Consider the following 14,547-nt stretch of genomic DNA (forward strand, 5'->3'; position numbering starts at 1 on the left):
ATGTGCTTATTCTTTCAGATCAATATCAAAGTCGAAATCCCCCTCCATGCCACCTGTATCGCCGGATCTGGAAGCGGCAAGGTTTTGCTCCATGATGCGGTCATGAAGCTCTTTGCGCATGATGGTGGCTTCGGGAGGGAAATTGAAACCGATCTTTACCGAACGCCCCTTCACCTCAACGACAGTCAGTTCTATCGTGTTGTTGATGATGACCGATTCTCCGATTTTGCGTGTGAGATAGAGCACTTAACCGATTTCCATGTTGTAAACCATTTGCGCCCACTGTTGCCATGCACGGCTGCAGTGAAATTATCAACCTTCTTATACTAAAATAGTTGCAAATACCATACTGCTAATATGAAAAACATGCCCGATTATGCTTTTTGTGCTTTTTTACTGGCCAAGCGTGTCTAAGATTCTATAATTACAAACGGATTATCGCATGCTGAAACAGCAGAAGAGGAATGCGGATGGCGGCCCTTAATCTTACGGACATGGTCCAGGTGAAAATGCACTATGATGCCGAACGGCAGAAGGTGCTGGCGCAGAATATTGCGAGCAAGGGCATTCCGGGCTACAAGGCGCAGGATCTGGTTCCCTTGGACTTCAGCAATGTCCTGAAATCGCAGACCAGCAAGGTGAATCTCGCAACCACCAGCGCCATGCATTTAGCGGGCGGCACATCTTACACACCTAAGTTCCTGACAGTAACGGAAAGTAACCCGTTCGATATGACATCGACCGGAAATACGGTGGTGACTGAAGAACAGATGATGAAAGTGGCACAGAATTCGCTTGATTATCAAATGTCGACGAATCTGTACAAGAAGATCAACAATCTTTTCAAGGAAGCGCTGGGACTTCAGCCTTCAGCATAACGCGGTTCTTAGGCGCACGGGAGAGAAAATATGGGTGGAATAACAGATGCTTTCTTTATCGCCGGGGCGGGTATGCACGCGCAGGGCGACCGTCTGCGTGTGGTCGCGGAAAATATTGCCAACGTCGATTCCACGGGCGATACGCCCGGTGCAATTCCCTACCAGCGCCGCACGATCACCTTCCGCAATGTGCTGGACGAACAATTAGGGATCGATAAAGTTGTGACGTCCGGTTATGGCGTGGATAAAGCGCCTTTTAAGAAGAAATATGAACCCGGCAATCCGGCAGCGGACAAGCAGGGATATGTGCTTTACCCGAACGTGGATTCGATGGTAGAACTGGTGGACATGCACGAGGCACAGCGCGACTATGAAGCGGATCTGAACGTGATCGACGTTTCAAAAAGCATGATTTCACAAACCCTTGGATTATTGAAGTAATTGAATTATGGATATTAAGGCAGCAGCATCGGCTTATAATCAGGTTGCAAATATCGCGCAGAATAATCCTGTAGCGGACAATATCCCTGCGTCCGAGACTTCAGGCCCCTCCTTCGCCGATCTCGTCAATGATGCGCTGGTCAGAACCGTGGATACGGGCCGCAAGGCAGAAGACGTCAGCACATTAGCCATGATGGGTAAAGCCGATATAACCGATCTTGCTACTTCTGTTAGCAAAGCGGAACTCGCGCTGAACACGGTGGTCGCCATCCGTGATAAGGTGATCAGCGCCTATCAGCAGATCATGCAGATGTCGATTTAAGAAAGCCTCCAATGATGTCACAGGAACGCCCACCTTTGCCTCCGTTCACGCGTGAAACGGCAATTATTAAAGTGCGCGCGGCGGAAGATGGATGGAACAGCTGTAATCCCGAGCGTGTATCGCTGGCCTATACGGAAGACAGCAAATGGCGCAATCGCAGCGAATTCGTCACCGGGCGCCGGCAGATCGTGGAGTTCCTGACCCGCAAATGGAACCGAGAACTGGATTACCGCCTGATTAAGGAATTATGGGCGTTCGGCGAGAACCGGATCGCCGTGCGGTTTGCCTATGAATACCATGACGATTCCGACAACTGGTTCCGCGCTTATGGCAATGAAAACTGGGAGTTCGACGAGCGCGGCCTGATGCGCTTGCGCCATGCCAGCATTAACGATCTTCCGATCAAAGAAGCCGAGCGCAAATTCCATTGGGACCGCAAAAGCCCACGGTCGGCAGATCATCCCGGCTTAAGCGATCTCGGATTATAAGCCCTTATTTAGCAGGTGGTGTTTGCGGCTGCTGCGCGCGCGTCTGCCATTCTTTCAACTGGCGGGCAATACGGTGCTCCAGATGCTTCGTGTCGGCCAGAACGTCCGGCTGCGCATCACGATGCTGCAGCGTAACGCGGAAATGGCGCACTTCCTTGCTGAGCACCGTTAGTCTTGCAATAGCGTTTTTGTCTTTTTCATGGATACCGTAAAACTTGCTCGCAAGGTCGTTCAGCTTGCGGTCGTCCTCTTCCGGTGAGCTCGCCTCAGGAACAGGGCCAGCAATCGGTTCCGGGTTGCTGACATGATGCGTGCGTATCACCGGCTGTTGTGGCTGCTGCTGCGGTGCTCCGCCTCCGGATTTCCAGGGCAAAGCCTGACCGAATGTGGTCTGGGGCATGACGATAACAAGAGCAAGCAGGGCAGCGCGGAGCAGGGAACGGTTAGACATAGTGAGAAATCCTGATGGTGTTAAAAGTTAGTTTGGCGTTTTTGCATTGCCGGGATGTTTGAAAGGATTGATGCCTTCCACTTCCAGATGCACACGCACCTCATCGCCCACGGCGGGCAGATAGGCATTCATGCCGAAATCCGAGCGCTTCAGCTTGATATCAGCAGAAAAGCCCGATTCGTAATTGTTGCTATAGGGATTGATGCCGGACTTGTTATAAACCACCTGCATTGTCACCGGCTTGGTCACGCCAAGCATCGTGAGTTCGCCTTCCACGTCACCTTTTTGTTTGTCGGTGACGGTAATCTTCGTGCTCTTGAAATGCATCGTGGGGAACTTTTCAGTATTCAGGAACTTATCGCCACGCAATTCCTTGTCCAGATCCGGCACGTCTGTGGCAACGCTTGCCGATTTAAGTGTCACATCAATTTCGCTCTTTTCCGGCTCCTTCGGATCGAACGTGAAATAACCGTCATAATCCGTGATACGGCCGATCGTATTGGAAAACTCCAAGTGATTGACAAGAAACACGATATGGGTGTGGGATTTGTCGATATTGTATTTTTCCGGGCCAGCCAGCGCCGCGGAGGCGAAGAGGAATGGCAGTGTCAAGAAAACTATCTGCTTTTTGCGCATGGAATCCCCCAAATTTTGTTTGATTTGCGGCGAGTATATTATATTAGATGGGTTAGACAATCATAATCTTAACAACATGGAAGTCAGGATTAGTTATGGTGGAATTCTCGTTGCCGGCCAACTCGAAAGTAACCAAGGGCAAGGAATACAAGGCCGCGAACGCCAAGCGCGTCAAGAAATTCAACATCTATCGCTACGACCCGGAAGACCGCAACGAAAAAGGCCAGCCGAAAAACCCGCGTATCGACACGTATGAAGTCGATCTGGATGCCTGCGGCCCCATGGTGCTGGATGCACTGCTGAAAATCAAGGATGAGGTGGATTCCACGCTGACCTTCCGCCGTTCCTGCCGTGAAGGCATCTGCGGCAGCTGCGCCATGAATATCGGTGACGGCACTGGCACCAACACGCTTGCCTGCACCAAGCCGATCAGCGATATGAAAGGCGATGTCACCATTTATCCGCTTCCCCATATGCCCGTGATCAAGGATCTCGTGCCGGATCTCACGAATTTCTATGCGCAGTATGAATCCATCAAACCGTGGATCGAGACGCAATCCACCGCTCCAAGCGGCAAGGAACGCCTGCAGTCGCCGGAAGACCGTGCGAAGCTGGACGGGCTTTACGAGTGCATCCTGTGCGCCTGCTGCTCCACAAGCTGCCCGAGCTACTGGTGGAACAGCGACCGCTTCCTCGGCCCCGCTATCCTTCTGCAGGCTTACCGCTGGATCAACGACTCGCGCGATGAAACCACGGGCGAACGTCTGGATAATCTGGAAGATCCATTCCGCCTGTATCGCTGCCACACGATCATGAACTGCGCAAACACCTGCCCCAAAGGCCTGAACCCGGCCAAGGCAATCGCGCAGATCAAGAAGCTGATGGTCGAGCGCCGCGCATGAGCGAAACACTGCCGCTGAAGGATAAAACGGTTTTCATAACCGGGGCGACATCCGGATTCGGCAGGGCTTTTGCGAATAAGTTCATTGAAAAAGGGGCGAAAGTGGTCGCCTCCGGCAGGCGTGCCGAGCGGCTGGAAGAGCTGCAGGACGAAGTAGACAGCGACAACCTCTACACGATGACGCTCGACGTGCGCAATCAGGCGGAAGTGGAAAGCGCCATTGTTGGCCTTCCGGCGGCGTTCGCGGATATCGACATCCTCATCAATAACGCCGGGCTTGCGCTGGGGCTGGGCCTCGCGCCCGATATTTCCATGATCGAGTGGGAGCAGATGATCGACACGAATATCAAAGGTGTGCTCTACTGCACGCACGCGATACTGCCGGATATGATCAAACGCGGCGGCGGCTATATTGTGAATATCGGCTCCATTGCAGGCAACTACCCCTATCCGGGCGGCAATGCCTACGGCGCGACGAAAGCCTTCATTCGCCAGTTCTCGCTGAATCTGCGGGCAGATCTGCTGGGCAAGAACGTGCGCGTGACGAATATCGAGCCGGGCATGGCCGAAACCGAATTCTCGCTCGTGCGCTTCCACGGCGATCAGGAAAAAGCAAAATCCGTCTATACAGGGGCGCAACCGCTGACGGCGGAAGATATTGCGAACACCGTACTGTTCTGCCTGACCTGTCCGCCGCATGTGAATATCAACACGCTGGAGGTCATGCCAACCTGCCAGGCCTTCTCGCCCTTTGCGATTTACAGGGAATAAAGAAATTTAGAGATGGTCGGGGCGGTGGGATTCGAACTCACGACCCTCTGCTCCCAAAGCAGATGCGCTACCAGACTGCGCTACGCCCCGACACGAAGGAAACCTCTATAGCATGTTGTAAGTGTTTGTATATATCTATGTTATTGAGTGTTTAATTTTTTATAGAAAATATCAATCTTGATTACACAGAATTATAAAATATACTTAATTAAGGTACTGTAGAACAAAATAATAACATAATTCCGTTAAATGCCCGAAGCAATAAGCCCTCATTTAGTTAACCTTACTTACGATGCAGCAGTAAAATCATTCTGGTACAAAGATACATTGCGTCGTTTTTTACGTTCTTGTTCAATATCAGAAAATTATATTAGTAGTTGGGGAAGTGAAGAAAAGAAGCGTAATTTTCTTGATCGAGTTTTTACTGAGTTACAAAAATCTACAGAAGGAAAAGCAGCTATTAGAAAAATGGCTCTATCTCTTGCCGATCAAACCACATTTCCAGATTTTAAGAGTCTAGAAGACTTTGAAAGAAGAAACAGTGAAGCTGCTAAAGCCGTAAAAGATTTAAAATATTATTTAGAACGTCAGCAAGAACAGTATAATGCAGAAAAGAATAGAGCAGAACTCCAGAAAGTTGCTAAAGATAAATTAAAACAAGTTCAAAGAACTAAAGCTGATAAAGGCAATTTAAAGAAACGACTCGAGGAATTATATAAAGGGCTGGGCGAACAGAAAACCGGATATGCTTTTCAAGAATGGTTTTATGATCTCTTAGACTTCTGTGAAATAGTAAATAGGCGTCCCTACATTATAGATGGTAGACAAATAGATGGTTCTCTAACGCATGATGGAACTACATATCTTGTCGAACTTAAATTTACTGCTCAGCAATCTGACGCAACTGATATAGATTCACTTAGAGCCAAGGTTGATGATAAAGCTGATAATACAATGGGTATTATGGTATCTATATCGGGCTATTCGAGTGTTGCTATTCGAGGGGCTTCAGGAAGAAAAACAACTCTTGTATTAATGGACGCTGGACACCTATATCTTTTTTTATCAGAAATAATGGATTTTACGAATATTATAGCTCGCCTTAGGAGGCACGTATCCCAAACTGGCGAAGCGTATCTTGCGCCGGGTAGTTTTAATTAAGCTTGTTAGCATTAACTTATAATTAAATCAGCTCACCCGTTCGCAATCGTAGCGATATCAATCACAAAGCGGTAGCGCACATCGCTTTTCAGCACGCGTTCATAGGCTTCGTTAATCTTCTGCGCCGGGATCAGCTCAATATCGGGCGTGACATTATGCTTGCCGCAGAAATCCAGCATTTCCTGCGTTTCCTTGATACCGCCGATGAGCGACCCGGCAAGGCTTCTGCGGCCCATGATGAGGGAGAACGCGCCGAGCGGCACCTGTTCTTCCGGCACGCCGACCAGCACCATCGTCCCGTCCACCTTCAGAAGGTTCAGGTACTCATTCCAGTCAATCTTGGCGGAAACCGTGTTGATGATCAGGTCAAAATGGCCTTTGAGCTTCTCAAACGTCTCCGGCTCGGAGGTGCTGTAGAAATAATCCGCCCCCATGCGCTTTCCGTCTTCCTGTTTCTTGAGCGAATGGCTGAGCACCGTCACTTCCGCGCCCATCGCATGCGCGAGCTTCACACCCATATGGCCAAGCCCGCCAAGGCCGACAATGGCAACCTTCTTGCCCGGCCCGGCATTCCAGTGCTTAAGCGGGGAATAAAGCGTAATGCCCGCGCACAGCAGGGGTGCGGCAGCGTCCAGCGGGAGATTGTCCGGCATTCTGAGTACATAATTTTCATCCACGACGATATGCTGCGAATATCCGCCCTGCGAAAGCGTCTTTCCGTCGCGCTCGATAGCGTTGTAAGTGGCCGTCATGCCCTCGTCGCAGAACTGTTCCAGCCCGCTATGGCAATGCTCGCAGTGGCGGCAGGAATCGACAAAGCAGCCCACGCCGACCTTATCCCCGACCTTGTATTTACTGACCTTGCTGCCCACGCTTGCAACCACGCCGGCGATTTCATGCCCCGGCACCATGGGGAACAACGCGCCGCCCCATTCCTCTTTCACCTGATGAATGTCGGAATGGCAGATGCCGCAATATTTGATATCGATAACGACATCATGCTCGCGCGGTTCACGGCGTTCGAAGTGATAAGAACCTAAAGGGGCTTTGGCTTTCATGGCAGCGTAACCGGTCGTCTTGATCATGGGATCCTCCGTCAGTGGCTGTTAAGATAAAAACGTAAAGCTTTAAGCGGGCAGGTTAGCTTGCGGCTTTCTCAGGCTGCTGTTCCTGCTGCTTTTTATTGTGCTCGTACAGCGCCGTGAAATCGATCGGCTCCAGCATGAGCGGCTGGAATCCGCCGTCACGCGTAACGTCCGACATGATGCGGCGCGCGAATGGGAAAAGAATCGTGGCGCAATCGATAAACAGCACCTGTTCCGTCTTTTCTTCCGGAATATTCACCAGCTGCACGATGCCGGAATAATCCAGCTCCACAACAAACAGCGTGTTTTCCTTGCCCTTGGCATGAACCGTGATGTTCATTGTGAGCTCAAAATGCTCATCATTGAGGCGCTGGGCACGCAGAGCCACGCCGACATTGATCGTCGGCTGCATTTCCGGGCGCACGAGCGTGTGCGGGGCATGCGGATTCTCAAATGACAGATCCTTGATATACTGCCCCTTCATGATGAAGCGGGAGCCTTGATTTGCGTCGTTATTCTGGTCTGTCATAATGCCTCTGAAACTAAAATCGGACAAAAATATCTACGATTATTATCTTGCTTATGCAAGCATATAAGATAACGTCAGGCAAAACCTTTGCGGGGAGATGCAATGCGTAAAATCTTCATGCTGGCCTGTATGGCGTTTTTCTATGCGTGGGCGATGCCTGCGGCTGCAACAGAGGCGGCGCACGAAGGCGAACCGGCCTATGGCCTGTCCGTTTTCGGCAAGCTGAAATATCCGGAGAACTTCAAGCATTTCGACTATGTCAATCCGGATGCGCCCAAGGGCGGCGATGTCCGCATGTTCGATGCCGGCTCGTTCGATAATCTCAACCCTTTTATCGTCAAAGGCAATAAGGCGCCTGCCATCACCATGCTGTTTGAAAGCCTGATGGTGCCTTCTTACGACGAACCAGAATCCATGTATGGGCTGATTGCCAAAAGCGCAATCCTTGCGCCGGACCGCAGCCATATCGATTTCATCATGCGCCCCGAAGCGCGCTTTCAGGATGGCAGCTCCATCACTGCGGACGATGTGGTCTTTTCATTCAATACGCTGAAGGAAAAGGGCGATCCGACTTACCGCATCACTTATGATTCCATCGCTTCCGTGGTCAAGCTGGACGAGCACAAGGTTCGCTTCAATTTCAGCGACACGACCAAGCGCGAGCTGCCGCTGATAGCCGCCGGAATGCCAATCCTTTCCAAAGCCTATTACAGCACGCATGATTTTACACAAACCACGCTGACACCGCCGCTCGGCAGCGGGCCCTACCGCGTCAAATCGGTCGATCAGGGCAGGAGCATCACTTATGAGCGCGTGAAGAATTACTGGGGAGCAAAGCTTCCGGTGAATGTGGGGCAATATAATTTTAACACCATCACTGTCACCATGTATCGCGACGAAACTGTGGCGCTGGAGGCTTTCAAGGCCGGGGCATATGATTACAGGCTGGAAAATATCGCACGCGTCTGGGCGACCGGCTATGACTGTCCGGCGCTGCGAGCAGGGAAGATCAAGAAAATAGAATTCCCGAATCAGGTGCCGCAGGGAATGCAGGGATTTGCGTTTAATATAAGGCGGGATAAATTCTCCGACTGGCGCGTACGCAAGGCCATCGGCCAGACGCTGGATTTCCAGTGGATGAATAAAAGCCTGTTCTTCAGCGCCTATAAGCGCGATGACAGTTTCTTCCTGAACACGCAATATGCGGCAAAAGGCCTGCCGAGTGATGCGGAAAAGAAGCTTCTGGAGCCCTATAAGGATGAACTGCCGCCCGGCATTTTGAGCGAACCCTTTACACTGCCGGTGACCGATGGTTCCGGCAATAACCGTGCGCAGCTTATTGAAGCCGATAAACTGCTGAATGAGGCAGGATGGATCATCAAGAACGGCAAGCGTGTAAACGCAAAAACCGGTGAGCCGCTGACATTTGAATTCTTACTGAATTCGCCGACATTCGAGCGTGTGGTCGCGCCGATGCGGGAAGGGCTGGCGCGGCTCGGCATCAATGCGACAATACGGGTGGCGGATGCCGCGCAGTTTGAAAAACGCCTGGAAACCTTCGATTACGATGTCATCGTGATGGTCTTCAACCGCAATGTATTCTTCCCCGGCAACGAGCAGATGGCCTACTGGCATTCCTCGCAGAGTAAAGTGGAAGGCAGCAATAACGTGATCGGCACGAACAGCAAAGTGATCGATATGCTGCTGTCGAAGATCACGAGCGCCAAGACGGAAGAAGAACTTATTCCGCCGGCGCGCGCGCTTGACAGGGTGCTGCTATGGGAGAATTATGTGATCCCCAACTGGTATCTGGGAGCCTACAGGATGGCGTACTGGGATAAGTTCAGCCAGCCTGCGGTCAAGCCCAAATACTCACCGGGCTTTCCCTTTACGTGGTGGATGAAGTAAATGCTGGGATATATTTTTCGCCGCCTGCTGCTGGTCATCCCGACATTGTTCGGCATCATGGCGATCAATTTCATCATCGTACAGGCCGCACCCGGCGGGCCGGTAGAGCGTATGATTGCGCGTATCAAGCATGCGGATATGGGAGCAACCGAGCGTATCAGCAGCATGGGAGGGGAACTGAGCGGCATGCGTGCTTCCTCTGTACCGCAGTCGGGTCCGAATTCCCAATATATGGGCGCGCAAGGGGTGGACCCCAACCTGATCAAGCAGATTGAAAAAATGTATGGGTTCGACAAGCCGCCACTTGAGCGGTTCGTGCTGATGGTAAAAAACTATCTGCGCTTCGATTTCGGCAAAAGTTATTTCCGGGATGAATCAGTGACGAAACTGATCATGGAGAAAATGCCGGTTTCCATTTCATTGGGGCTGTGGACCACACTATTGGCCTATCTCATTTCCATTCCGCTTGGGATTATCAAAGCAGTCAAAGACGGGGAGCGATTCGATGTCTGGTCGAGCACCGTCATCATCATCGGCTATGCTATTCCGAGCTTCCTGTTCGCCATATTCCTGATTATTCTCTTCTCCGGCGGCAATTACTGGAACATCTTCCCGATGCGCGGTCTTGTCTCGGATAACTGGCACGATCTTTCCACATGGGGAAAGATCAGCGACTATCTGTGGCATATGGTTCTGCCCGTTACTGCCATGACGGTGGGAGGATTCGCCAGCCTGACGATGCTGACCAAGAATTCATTCCTGGATGAAATCGGCAAGCAATATGTGGTGACCGCACGTGCGAAGGGGTTAAACAACCGTCAGGTATTATTTAACCACATATTCCGCAATGCCATGCTGATCGTCATTTCCGGCTTTCCCGCGGCCTTTATCGGTGTGCTGTTCAAAAGTGCATTGTTGATCGAAATCGTATTCTCGCTGGACGGTATGGGATTGCTGGGGTTTGAGGCTGCCATCAATCGCGATTATCCCGTCATGTTCGGAATGCTCTATATTTTCACGCTGATTGGGCTGGTATTGAACCTGATCGGTGACCTGACTTATGTGCTGGTCGATCCGCGTATCGACTTTGAAAGACGGGGCAATGCCTGAGGGCTTTCTGAAGAAAAGGCGCTAGGGGTTGACTATACAGCATAAAAAGAGTAAATTACTGCTCAGGCAGTGATAATGAACATGGCTTATGAAAAACGCATATTACTCTGCAGATGATTACCAGGCACACCGTAGCATTGGCTATCTGCTGCGCAGTTCCAGCAAGCTGATGACGCAGCATGTAGAGGCTTTGTTTGCGGAAGAAGAAGTCAGCTTTGTGCAGTGGGTGATCCTGATTAACCTGCGCGACAAGCTCGCGACGACGGCGGCGGAGCTCTGCCAGGGTATCTGCCATGACAGCGGCGCCTTGACGCGCGTGCTGGAGCAGCTAGAAAAACGCGGCCTGATTCAAAAGAAACGCAGCCAGAAAGACCGGCGCACGGTGGAGCTGAAATTAACGGCAGCCGGGCACAAAGCCATCCAGACCGTGCTGCCGCGTATTGTGGGTTTCCTCAATAACCTGCTGGATGACGACTTCACCAAAGACGAAATAGACACGCTGATCAATCTGCTCAGCCGCCTGAAAACGAAGCTCTCTCAGGTGTCCTAGGCGCGGGTCAGCGTGCGTGCGGCAAAGGTCTTGTTCGCAGGTGCCTGATAAGTGTAATGCTGCTCTTCTTCGGCCACCAGATTGTCCAGATATTTCGCTTCGCACAGGCTGTAGAAGCCCTGCCAGTGCTTTCCAAGATCAAACACCCTGTAAAGCTTGTCGTTCTTGACCTTCTCATCAGCGTCGATATCGGCAAAATGGCTGCTGAGCTTTACCATGACGGGCTTCATGACGCCCTGGAACAGGATAAAGATGTCACCATCTTCGCACAGATAGACAAAGCCGCCCATATCTTCCATCAGGCTGATGATCGGCTTGACGATGAAGTTGGAATAAAGCGACTGGTTATTGCGTTCCGGCTTGTCGGAAAATTTCAGGTAAACGCAACGCCAGCTCTCATGCGGCTCCTGGCCTAGTGCTTCGGCTTTATCAAACAGAAGATTGACGGTATTGCGGTTGATAATCTTCATATTAAATGCTCCTCATTCGGTTTCTGCTATAAGATAAGCAAGCCCCGTGCCAAAAATGGGATTAGAGAATATATAAATAACAATAGGTTGTTTGTGTAAATAAAGCATAAATGCCGTAGCGCACCATGAAAGTACGCGCCAGAAGGCACAATTTGCCGGACATTTTTAACCAATCGGGGCAAAAAAGGTTAAGCCACTTCGCCCATCAGCTCTACATTGAAGCAGCGCTGGTAATATTCCGCGATGACAGGCTTTTCCGTTTCGTCGCATTTATTCATGAACGTCATACGGAAAGCCGTATCGACATTGTCGAATATGCGCGCGTTTTCCGCCCAGCTGATAACCGTGCGCGGCGACATGACGACGGAAATATCGCCCGCCTTGAAGCCTTCACGCGTCATGCCCGCCATGGCGACCATGGATTTGATAAGCGCCTTGCCTTTGGCGTTGTTATAGGTCGGGGATTTGGCCAGTACGATGGCGATTTCTTCTTCTTCCGGCAGGTAATTAAGCGTGGCGATGATGTTCCAGCGATCCATCTGGCCCTGGTTGATGGGCTGTGTGCCATGATAAAGCCCGCTCGTATCGCCAAGCCCCACCGTGTTCGTGGTTGCAAAAATGCGGAAATACGGATGCGGCGTAATAACGCGGTTCTGGTCGAGCAGGGTAAGCTTGCCTTGTGCTTCCAGCACGCGCTGGATCACAAACATCACATCCGGGCGCGCGGCGTCATATTCGTCAAGCACCAGTGCCACCGGACGCTGCAGCGACCAGGGGAGGATGCCTTCCTGGAATGCCGTAATCTGCTTGCCTTCCTGCAGGATGATAGCGTCCTTGCCGATCAGATCCACGCGCGTAACATGGCTGTCGAGATTCACGCGGATGCACTGCCAGTTCAGGCGCGCCGCCACCTGTTCGATATGCGTGGATTTGCCCGTGCCGTGGAACCCCTGCACGAGCACTTTGCGATTATGCATGAACCCGGCGAGGATCGCGCGCGTAACTTCCTCGTTGAAACGGTAAGCCGGATCGATCTCCGGTACATGGCTGTCCGCAGTGGAGTAGGCGGGAACCTTCATATCCGTACTGAGGCCGAACACTTCCTTCGCCGAAACGGTGATATCCGGTTCGCCGGATTCCTTCTTATTTTTCATCTTGCTTTCCATAGGTTTCCATCAGCACTTTATAGGCGCTTGTAATGCGCTTGAACATCTCTTCTGAAGCTTTATCACCCTTATTAACATCAGGATGGTGCTTCTTTACAAGCTTTTTGTACTGGGATTTGATGGTCACAAGCGTTGCGTCCGCTTCCAGGTCGAGCGTCGCGAGCGCCTCGCGCAGCTTACGCGGAACAGCAGGGTGATACGAGTGTTTGGCCGCAGGTTGCTCATGGAACATATTGAAGAAGCTTTCACGCAGCTTTTCTGTCGCAAGGAACGCATTTGCACCACCCAGCCGTTCTTCTATGCTCCAGGTAGGCTTATGGCCATGCGCGGCCGCATCCATGAAATCCTCGATCTCCTTACGGCTCCAGCCTGCAAAATAGTCCCACGCCTGGTTGAACTCGCGGATATGCTTTAAACACAGATACTGGTATTCATCGATCGAATGTCGCGATTTGGGAGCTTTATACTCCCCCGGCTCGCCACAACCCTCTACGGCGCATTGTCTTTGATTATCAGTATCTTTTTTTTCTTTTGTTTTTGCTCTCATGTGGCTATACATAACGCAGAAATCAATTCTAGTATATATTGTACTTTTACCTTTTGAAGTTTATACTTTCAGCATGAAAAGCGAAGCGAGAAAGAATGAAACCCCGGCATTGAAGTATGCCAGGCAATCCCTGCTGTTGATGACGGAGCGCAATATCGAGCCGACTCCGATCAATTATACCGTGTGGTATCATTACACGATGGGTGACATTAAGGAGCTGAACGCGGAGATCGACAAGTTCCTGCGCACGAAGACGCTTGTCATCACGGATGATGTAAATATTTACCTCTACAACAAATACGTCCTCGCGCCGCAGCAGACGGAAGAAGAGGCAGTGACGGATACTTCCCAGAACGCGCAGACCGTGCTGGGTGAGATTATGGAAGTCATCAAGAAATTTAGCAGTGACACCGAGAATTATAATACGCAGATTGATTCCCACGTCACGGCGCTGTCAAAAAAGATTACCGATCCCGCGCTGAAGGAAATGGCGGCGGAGATCATCAACCGCGCCGTGGCGATCCGTGATTCCGGTTCCGAGCTCAGCTCGAAGCTGGAGGAATCCAAACGCGAGGTTGCCGTGCTTAAAACCAACCTTGAACGCGTGACGTATGAATCGCACCGCGACTTCCTGACGGGCGTGGGCAACCGCAAGGCGCTCGAAAAGCGCCTGGAAGAGCTCACACGCTGGTCGCGTGAGAATAACAACGCGGATCTGTGCCTGCTGATGATCGACATTGATCACTTCAAGAGCTTCAACGACAAGTTCGGCCATCTGATCGGCGACGAAGTGCTGAAGAAGGTGGGGCAGGCGCTCGTGGATACGGTTAAGGGCAAGGACTTCGTCGGCCGTTATGGCGGTGAGGAATTCGCCATCCTGCTGCCGAGCACGCCGCTTGCGGGTGCGCTGGTCGTGGGTGAAAATATCCGCAAGAATATCGAAGAGACGATCCTGCAGCGCAAGGATACGGGTGATGTGATCGACAAGGTCACGGTTTCCATCGGCGTGGCGCGCTACCGCCCGGATCAGGATTCCGCCGCCGTCTTCATCAGCCGCGCCGACAACGCGCTTTATCGCGCCAAAATGGGCGGCCGCAATCGTGTAACCCCGGAATCATTTAATTAGTTTTGCT

The 14,547-nt window shown here is 51.4% G+C and carries 19 protein-coding genes and 1 tRNA gene; 11 read left to right on the forward strand and 9 right to left on the reverse strand.

Features of this window, described 5'->3' with window-relative positions; translation table 11 throughout:
• Positions 1-6: 6 nt before the first annotated feature.
• Positions 7-246 carry a carbon storage regulator gene (locus VFT64_01900; GenBank protein ID HEU5046576.1) on the reverse strand — a complete coding sequence of 80 codons (240 nt, stop codon included), beginning with the start codon at positions 244-246 and terminating at the stop codon, positions 7-9.
• Between the two features lie 224 nt (positions 247-470).
• Here VFT64_01900 and flgB point away from each other — a divergent pair, with 224 nt between their 5' ends.
• From flgB to VFT64_01920, 4 genes are read left to right on the forward strand one after another with little or no spacing between them, the layout of a single operon-like run.
• On the forward strand, positions 471-878 hold the full coding sequence (gene flgB, locus VFT64_01905) for a flagellar basal body rod protein FlgB (protein ID HEU5046577.1): 408 nt from the start codon (positions 471-473) through the stop codon (positions 876-878).
• A gap of 30 nt (positions 879-908) precedes the next feature.
• Positions 909-1,319 (forward strand): flagellar basal body rod protein FlgC, encoded by a 411-nt coding sequence (gene flgC / locus VFT64_01910; GenBank protein HEU5046578.1) that lies wholly within the window; start codon positions 909-911, stop codon positions 1,317-1,319.
• 7 nt (positions 1,320-1,326) lie between these two features.
• Complete coding sequence (locus VFT64_01915) at positions 1,327-1,641, forward strand: flagellar hook-basal body complex protein FliE (GenBank protein HEU5046579.1); 315 nt, start codon at positions 1,327-1,329, stop codon at positions 1,639-1,641.
• A gap of 11 nt (positions 1,642-1,652) precedes the next feature.
• Positions 1,653-2,129, forward strand: coding sequence for a nuclear transport factor 2 family protein (locus VFT64_01920; GenBank protein HEU5046580.1), 477 nt, complete (start codon positions 1,653-1,655; stop codon positions 2,127-2,129).
• 4 nt (positions 2,130-2,133) lie between these two features.
• Here VFT64_01920 and VFT64_01925 read toward each other — a convergent pair whose 3' ends face one another.
• A complete protein-coding gene (locus tag VFT64_01925; protein HEU5046581.1) occupies positions 2,134-2,580 on the reverse strand; it encodes a hypothetical protein in 447 nt (148 codons plus the stop codon).
• A 27-nt stretch (positions 2,581-2,607) separates the two neighbouring features.
• Positions 2,608-3,216 (reverse strand): YceI family protein, encoded by a 609-nt coding sequence (locus tag VFT64_01930; protein ID HEU5046582.1) that lies wholly within the window; start codon positions 3,214-3,216, stop codon positions 2,608-2,610.
• Positions 3,217-3,311: 95 nt separating this feature from the next.
• On the opposite strand from VFT64_01930, the gene VFT64_01935 reads away from it, so the two are divergent.
• Both VFT64_01935 and VFT64_01940 read left to right on the forward strand, forming a co-directional pair.
• Positions 3,312-4,118 (forward strand): succinate dehydrogenase iron-sulfur subunit, encoded by an 807-nt coding sequence (locus tag VFT64_01935; GenBank protein ID HEU5046583.1) that lies wholly within the window; start codon positions 3,312-3,314, stop codon positions 4,116-4,118.
• Positions 4,115-4,888 carry an SDR family NAD(P)-dependent oxidoreductase gene (locus VFT64_01940; GenBank protein HEU5046584.1) on the forward strand — a complete coding sequence of 258 codons (774 nt, stop codon included), beginning with the start codon at positions 4,115-4,117 and terminating at the stop codon, positions 4,886-4,888. The genes VFT64_01935 and VFT64_01940 overlap by 4 nt, the downstream gene beginning before the upstream one ends.
• Before the next feature lie 13 nt (positions 4,889-4,901).
• Here VFT64_01940 and VFT64_01945 read toward each other — a convergent pair.
• Positions 4,902-4,978: transfer RNA gene (locus VFT64_01945), tRNA-Pro, on the reverse strand.
• 159 nt (positions 4,979-5,137) lie between these two features.
• On the opposite strand from VFT64_01945, the gene VFT64_01950 reads away from it, so the two are divergent.
• Positions 5,138-6,049: a hypothetical protein gene (locus tag VFT64_01950; GenBank protein HEU5046585.1), complete on the forward strand. Its 912-nt coding sequence runs from the start codon at positions 5,138-5,140 to the stop codon at positions 6,047-6,049.
• 32 nt (positions 6,050-6,081) lie between these two features.
• Here the strand turns inward: VFT64_01950 and VFT64_01955 are convergent, their stop codons facing one another.
• On the reverse strand, positions 6,082-7,134 hold the full coding sequence (locus VFT64_01955) for an NAD(P)-dependent alcohol dehydrogenase (GenBank protein ID HEU5046586.1): 1,053 nt from the start codon (positions 7,132-7,134) through the stop codon (positions 6,082-6,084).
• A 55-nt stretch (positions 7,135-7,189) separates the two neighbouring features.
• Entirely contained in the window at positions 7,190-7,663 is a 474-nt protein-coding gene (gene secB, locus VFT64_01960) for a protein-export chaperone SecB (GenBank protein HEU5046587.1), read from the reverse strand.
• A 102-nt stretch (positions 7,664-7,765) separates the two neighbouring features.
• Between secB and VFT64_01965 the strand changes: the two genes are divergently transcribed.
• The 3 genes from VFT64_01965 to VFT64_01975 all read left to right on the forward strand — a co-directional run bounded on the left by VFT64_01965 (position 7,766) and on the right by VFT64_01975 (position 11,231).
• Positions 7,766-9,571 carry an extracellular solute-binding protein gene (locus VFT64_01965; protein HEU5046588.1) on the forward strand — a complete coding sequence of 602 codons (1,806 nt, stop codon included), beginning with the start codon at positions 7,766-7,768 and terminating at the stop codon, positions 9,569-9,571.
• Positions 9,572-10,681: a microcin C ABC transporter permease YejB gene (locus VFT64_01970; protein HEU5046589.1), complete on the forward strand. Its 1,110-nt coding sequence runs from the start codon at positions 9,572-9,574 to the stop codon at positions 10,679-10,681.
• 88 nt (positions 10,682-10,769) lie between these two features.
• A complete protein-coding gene (locus VFT64_01975) occupies positions 10,770-11,231 on the forward strand; it encodes a MarR family transcriptional regulator (protein HEU5046590.1) in 462 nt (153 codons plus the stop codon).
• On the opposite strand, the gene VFT64_01980 is transcribed toward VFT64_01975, so the two are convergent.
• The 3 genes from VFT64_01980 to VFT64_01990 form a co-directional block, all read right to left on the reverse strand.
• Complete coding sequence (locus VFT64_01980; protein ID HEU5046591.1) at positions 11,228-11,701, reverse strand: hypothetical protein; 474 nt, start codon at positions 11,699-11,701, stop codon at positions 11,228-11,230. The genes VFT64_01975 and VFT64_01980 overlap by 4 nt on opposite strands.
• Positions 11,702-11,889: 188 nt before the next feature.
• Positions 11,890-12,855 carry an AAA family ATPase gene (locus tag VFT64_01985; GenBank protein ID HEU5046592.1) on the reverse strand — a complete coding sequence of 322 codons (966 nt, stop codon included), beginning with the start codon at positions 12,853-12,855 and terminating at the stop codon, positions 11,890-11,892.
• A complete protein-coding gene (locus VFT64_01990; protein ID HEU5046593.1) occupies positions 12,845-13,414 on the reverse strand; it encodes a DnaJ domain-containing protein in 570 nt (189 codons plus the stop codon). Before VFT64_01990 ends, VFT64_01985 begins: the two co-directional genes overlap by 11 nt.
• Before the next feature lie 73 nt (positions 13,415-13,487).
• Here VFT64_01990 and VFT64_01995 point away from each other — a divergent pair, with 73 nt between their 5' ends.
• A complete protein-coding gene (locus VFT64_01995) occupies positions 13,488-14,540 on the forward strand; it encodes a diguanylate cyclase (GenBank protein ID HEU5046594.1) in 1,053 nt (350 codons plus the stop codon).
• The last annotated feature ends 7 nt before the right edge of the window (positions 14,541-14,547 follow it).

The organism is Rickettsiales bacterium (assembly GCA_035765535.1).
In the GTDB taxonomy this organism is placed as follows: domain Bacteria; phylum Pseudomonadota; class Alphaproteobacteria; order Rickettsiales; family JABCZZ01; genus JABCZZ01.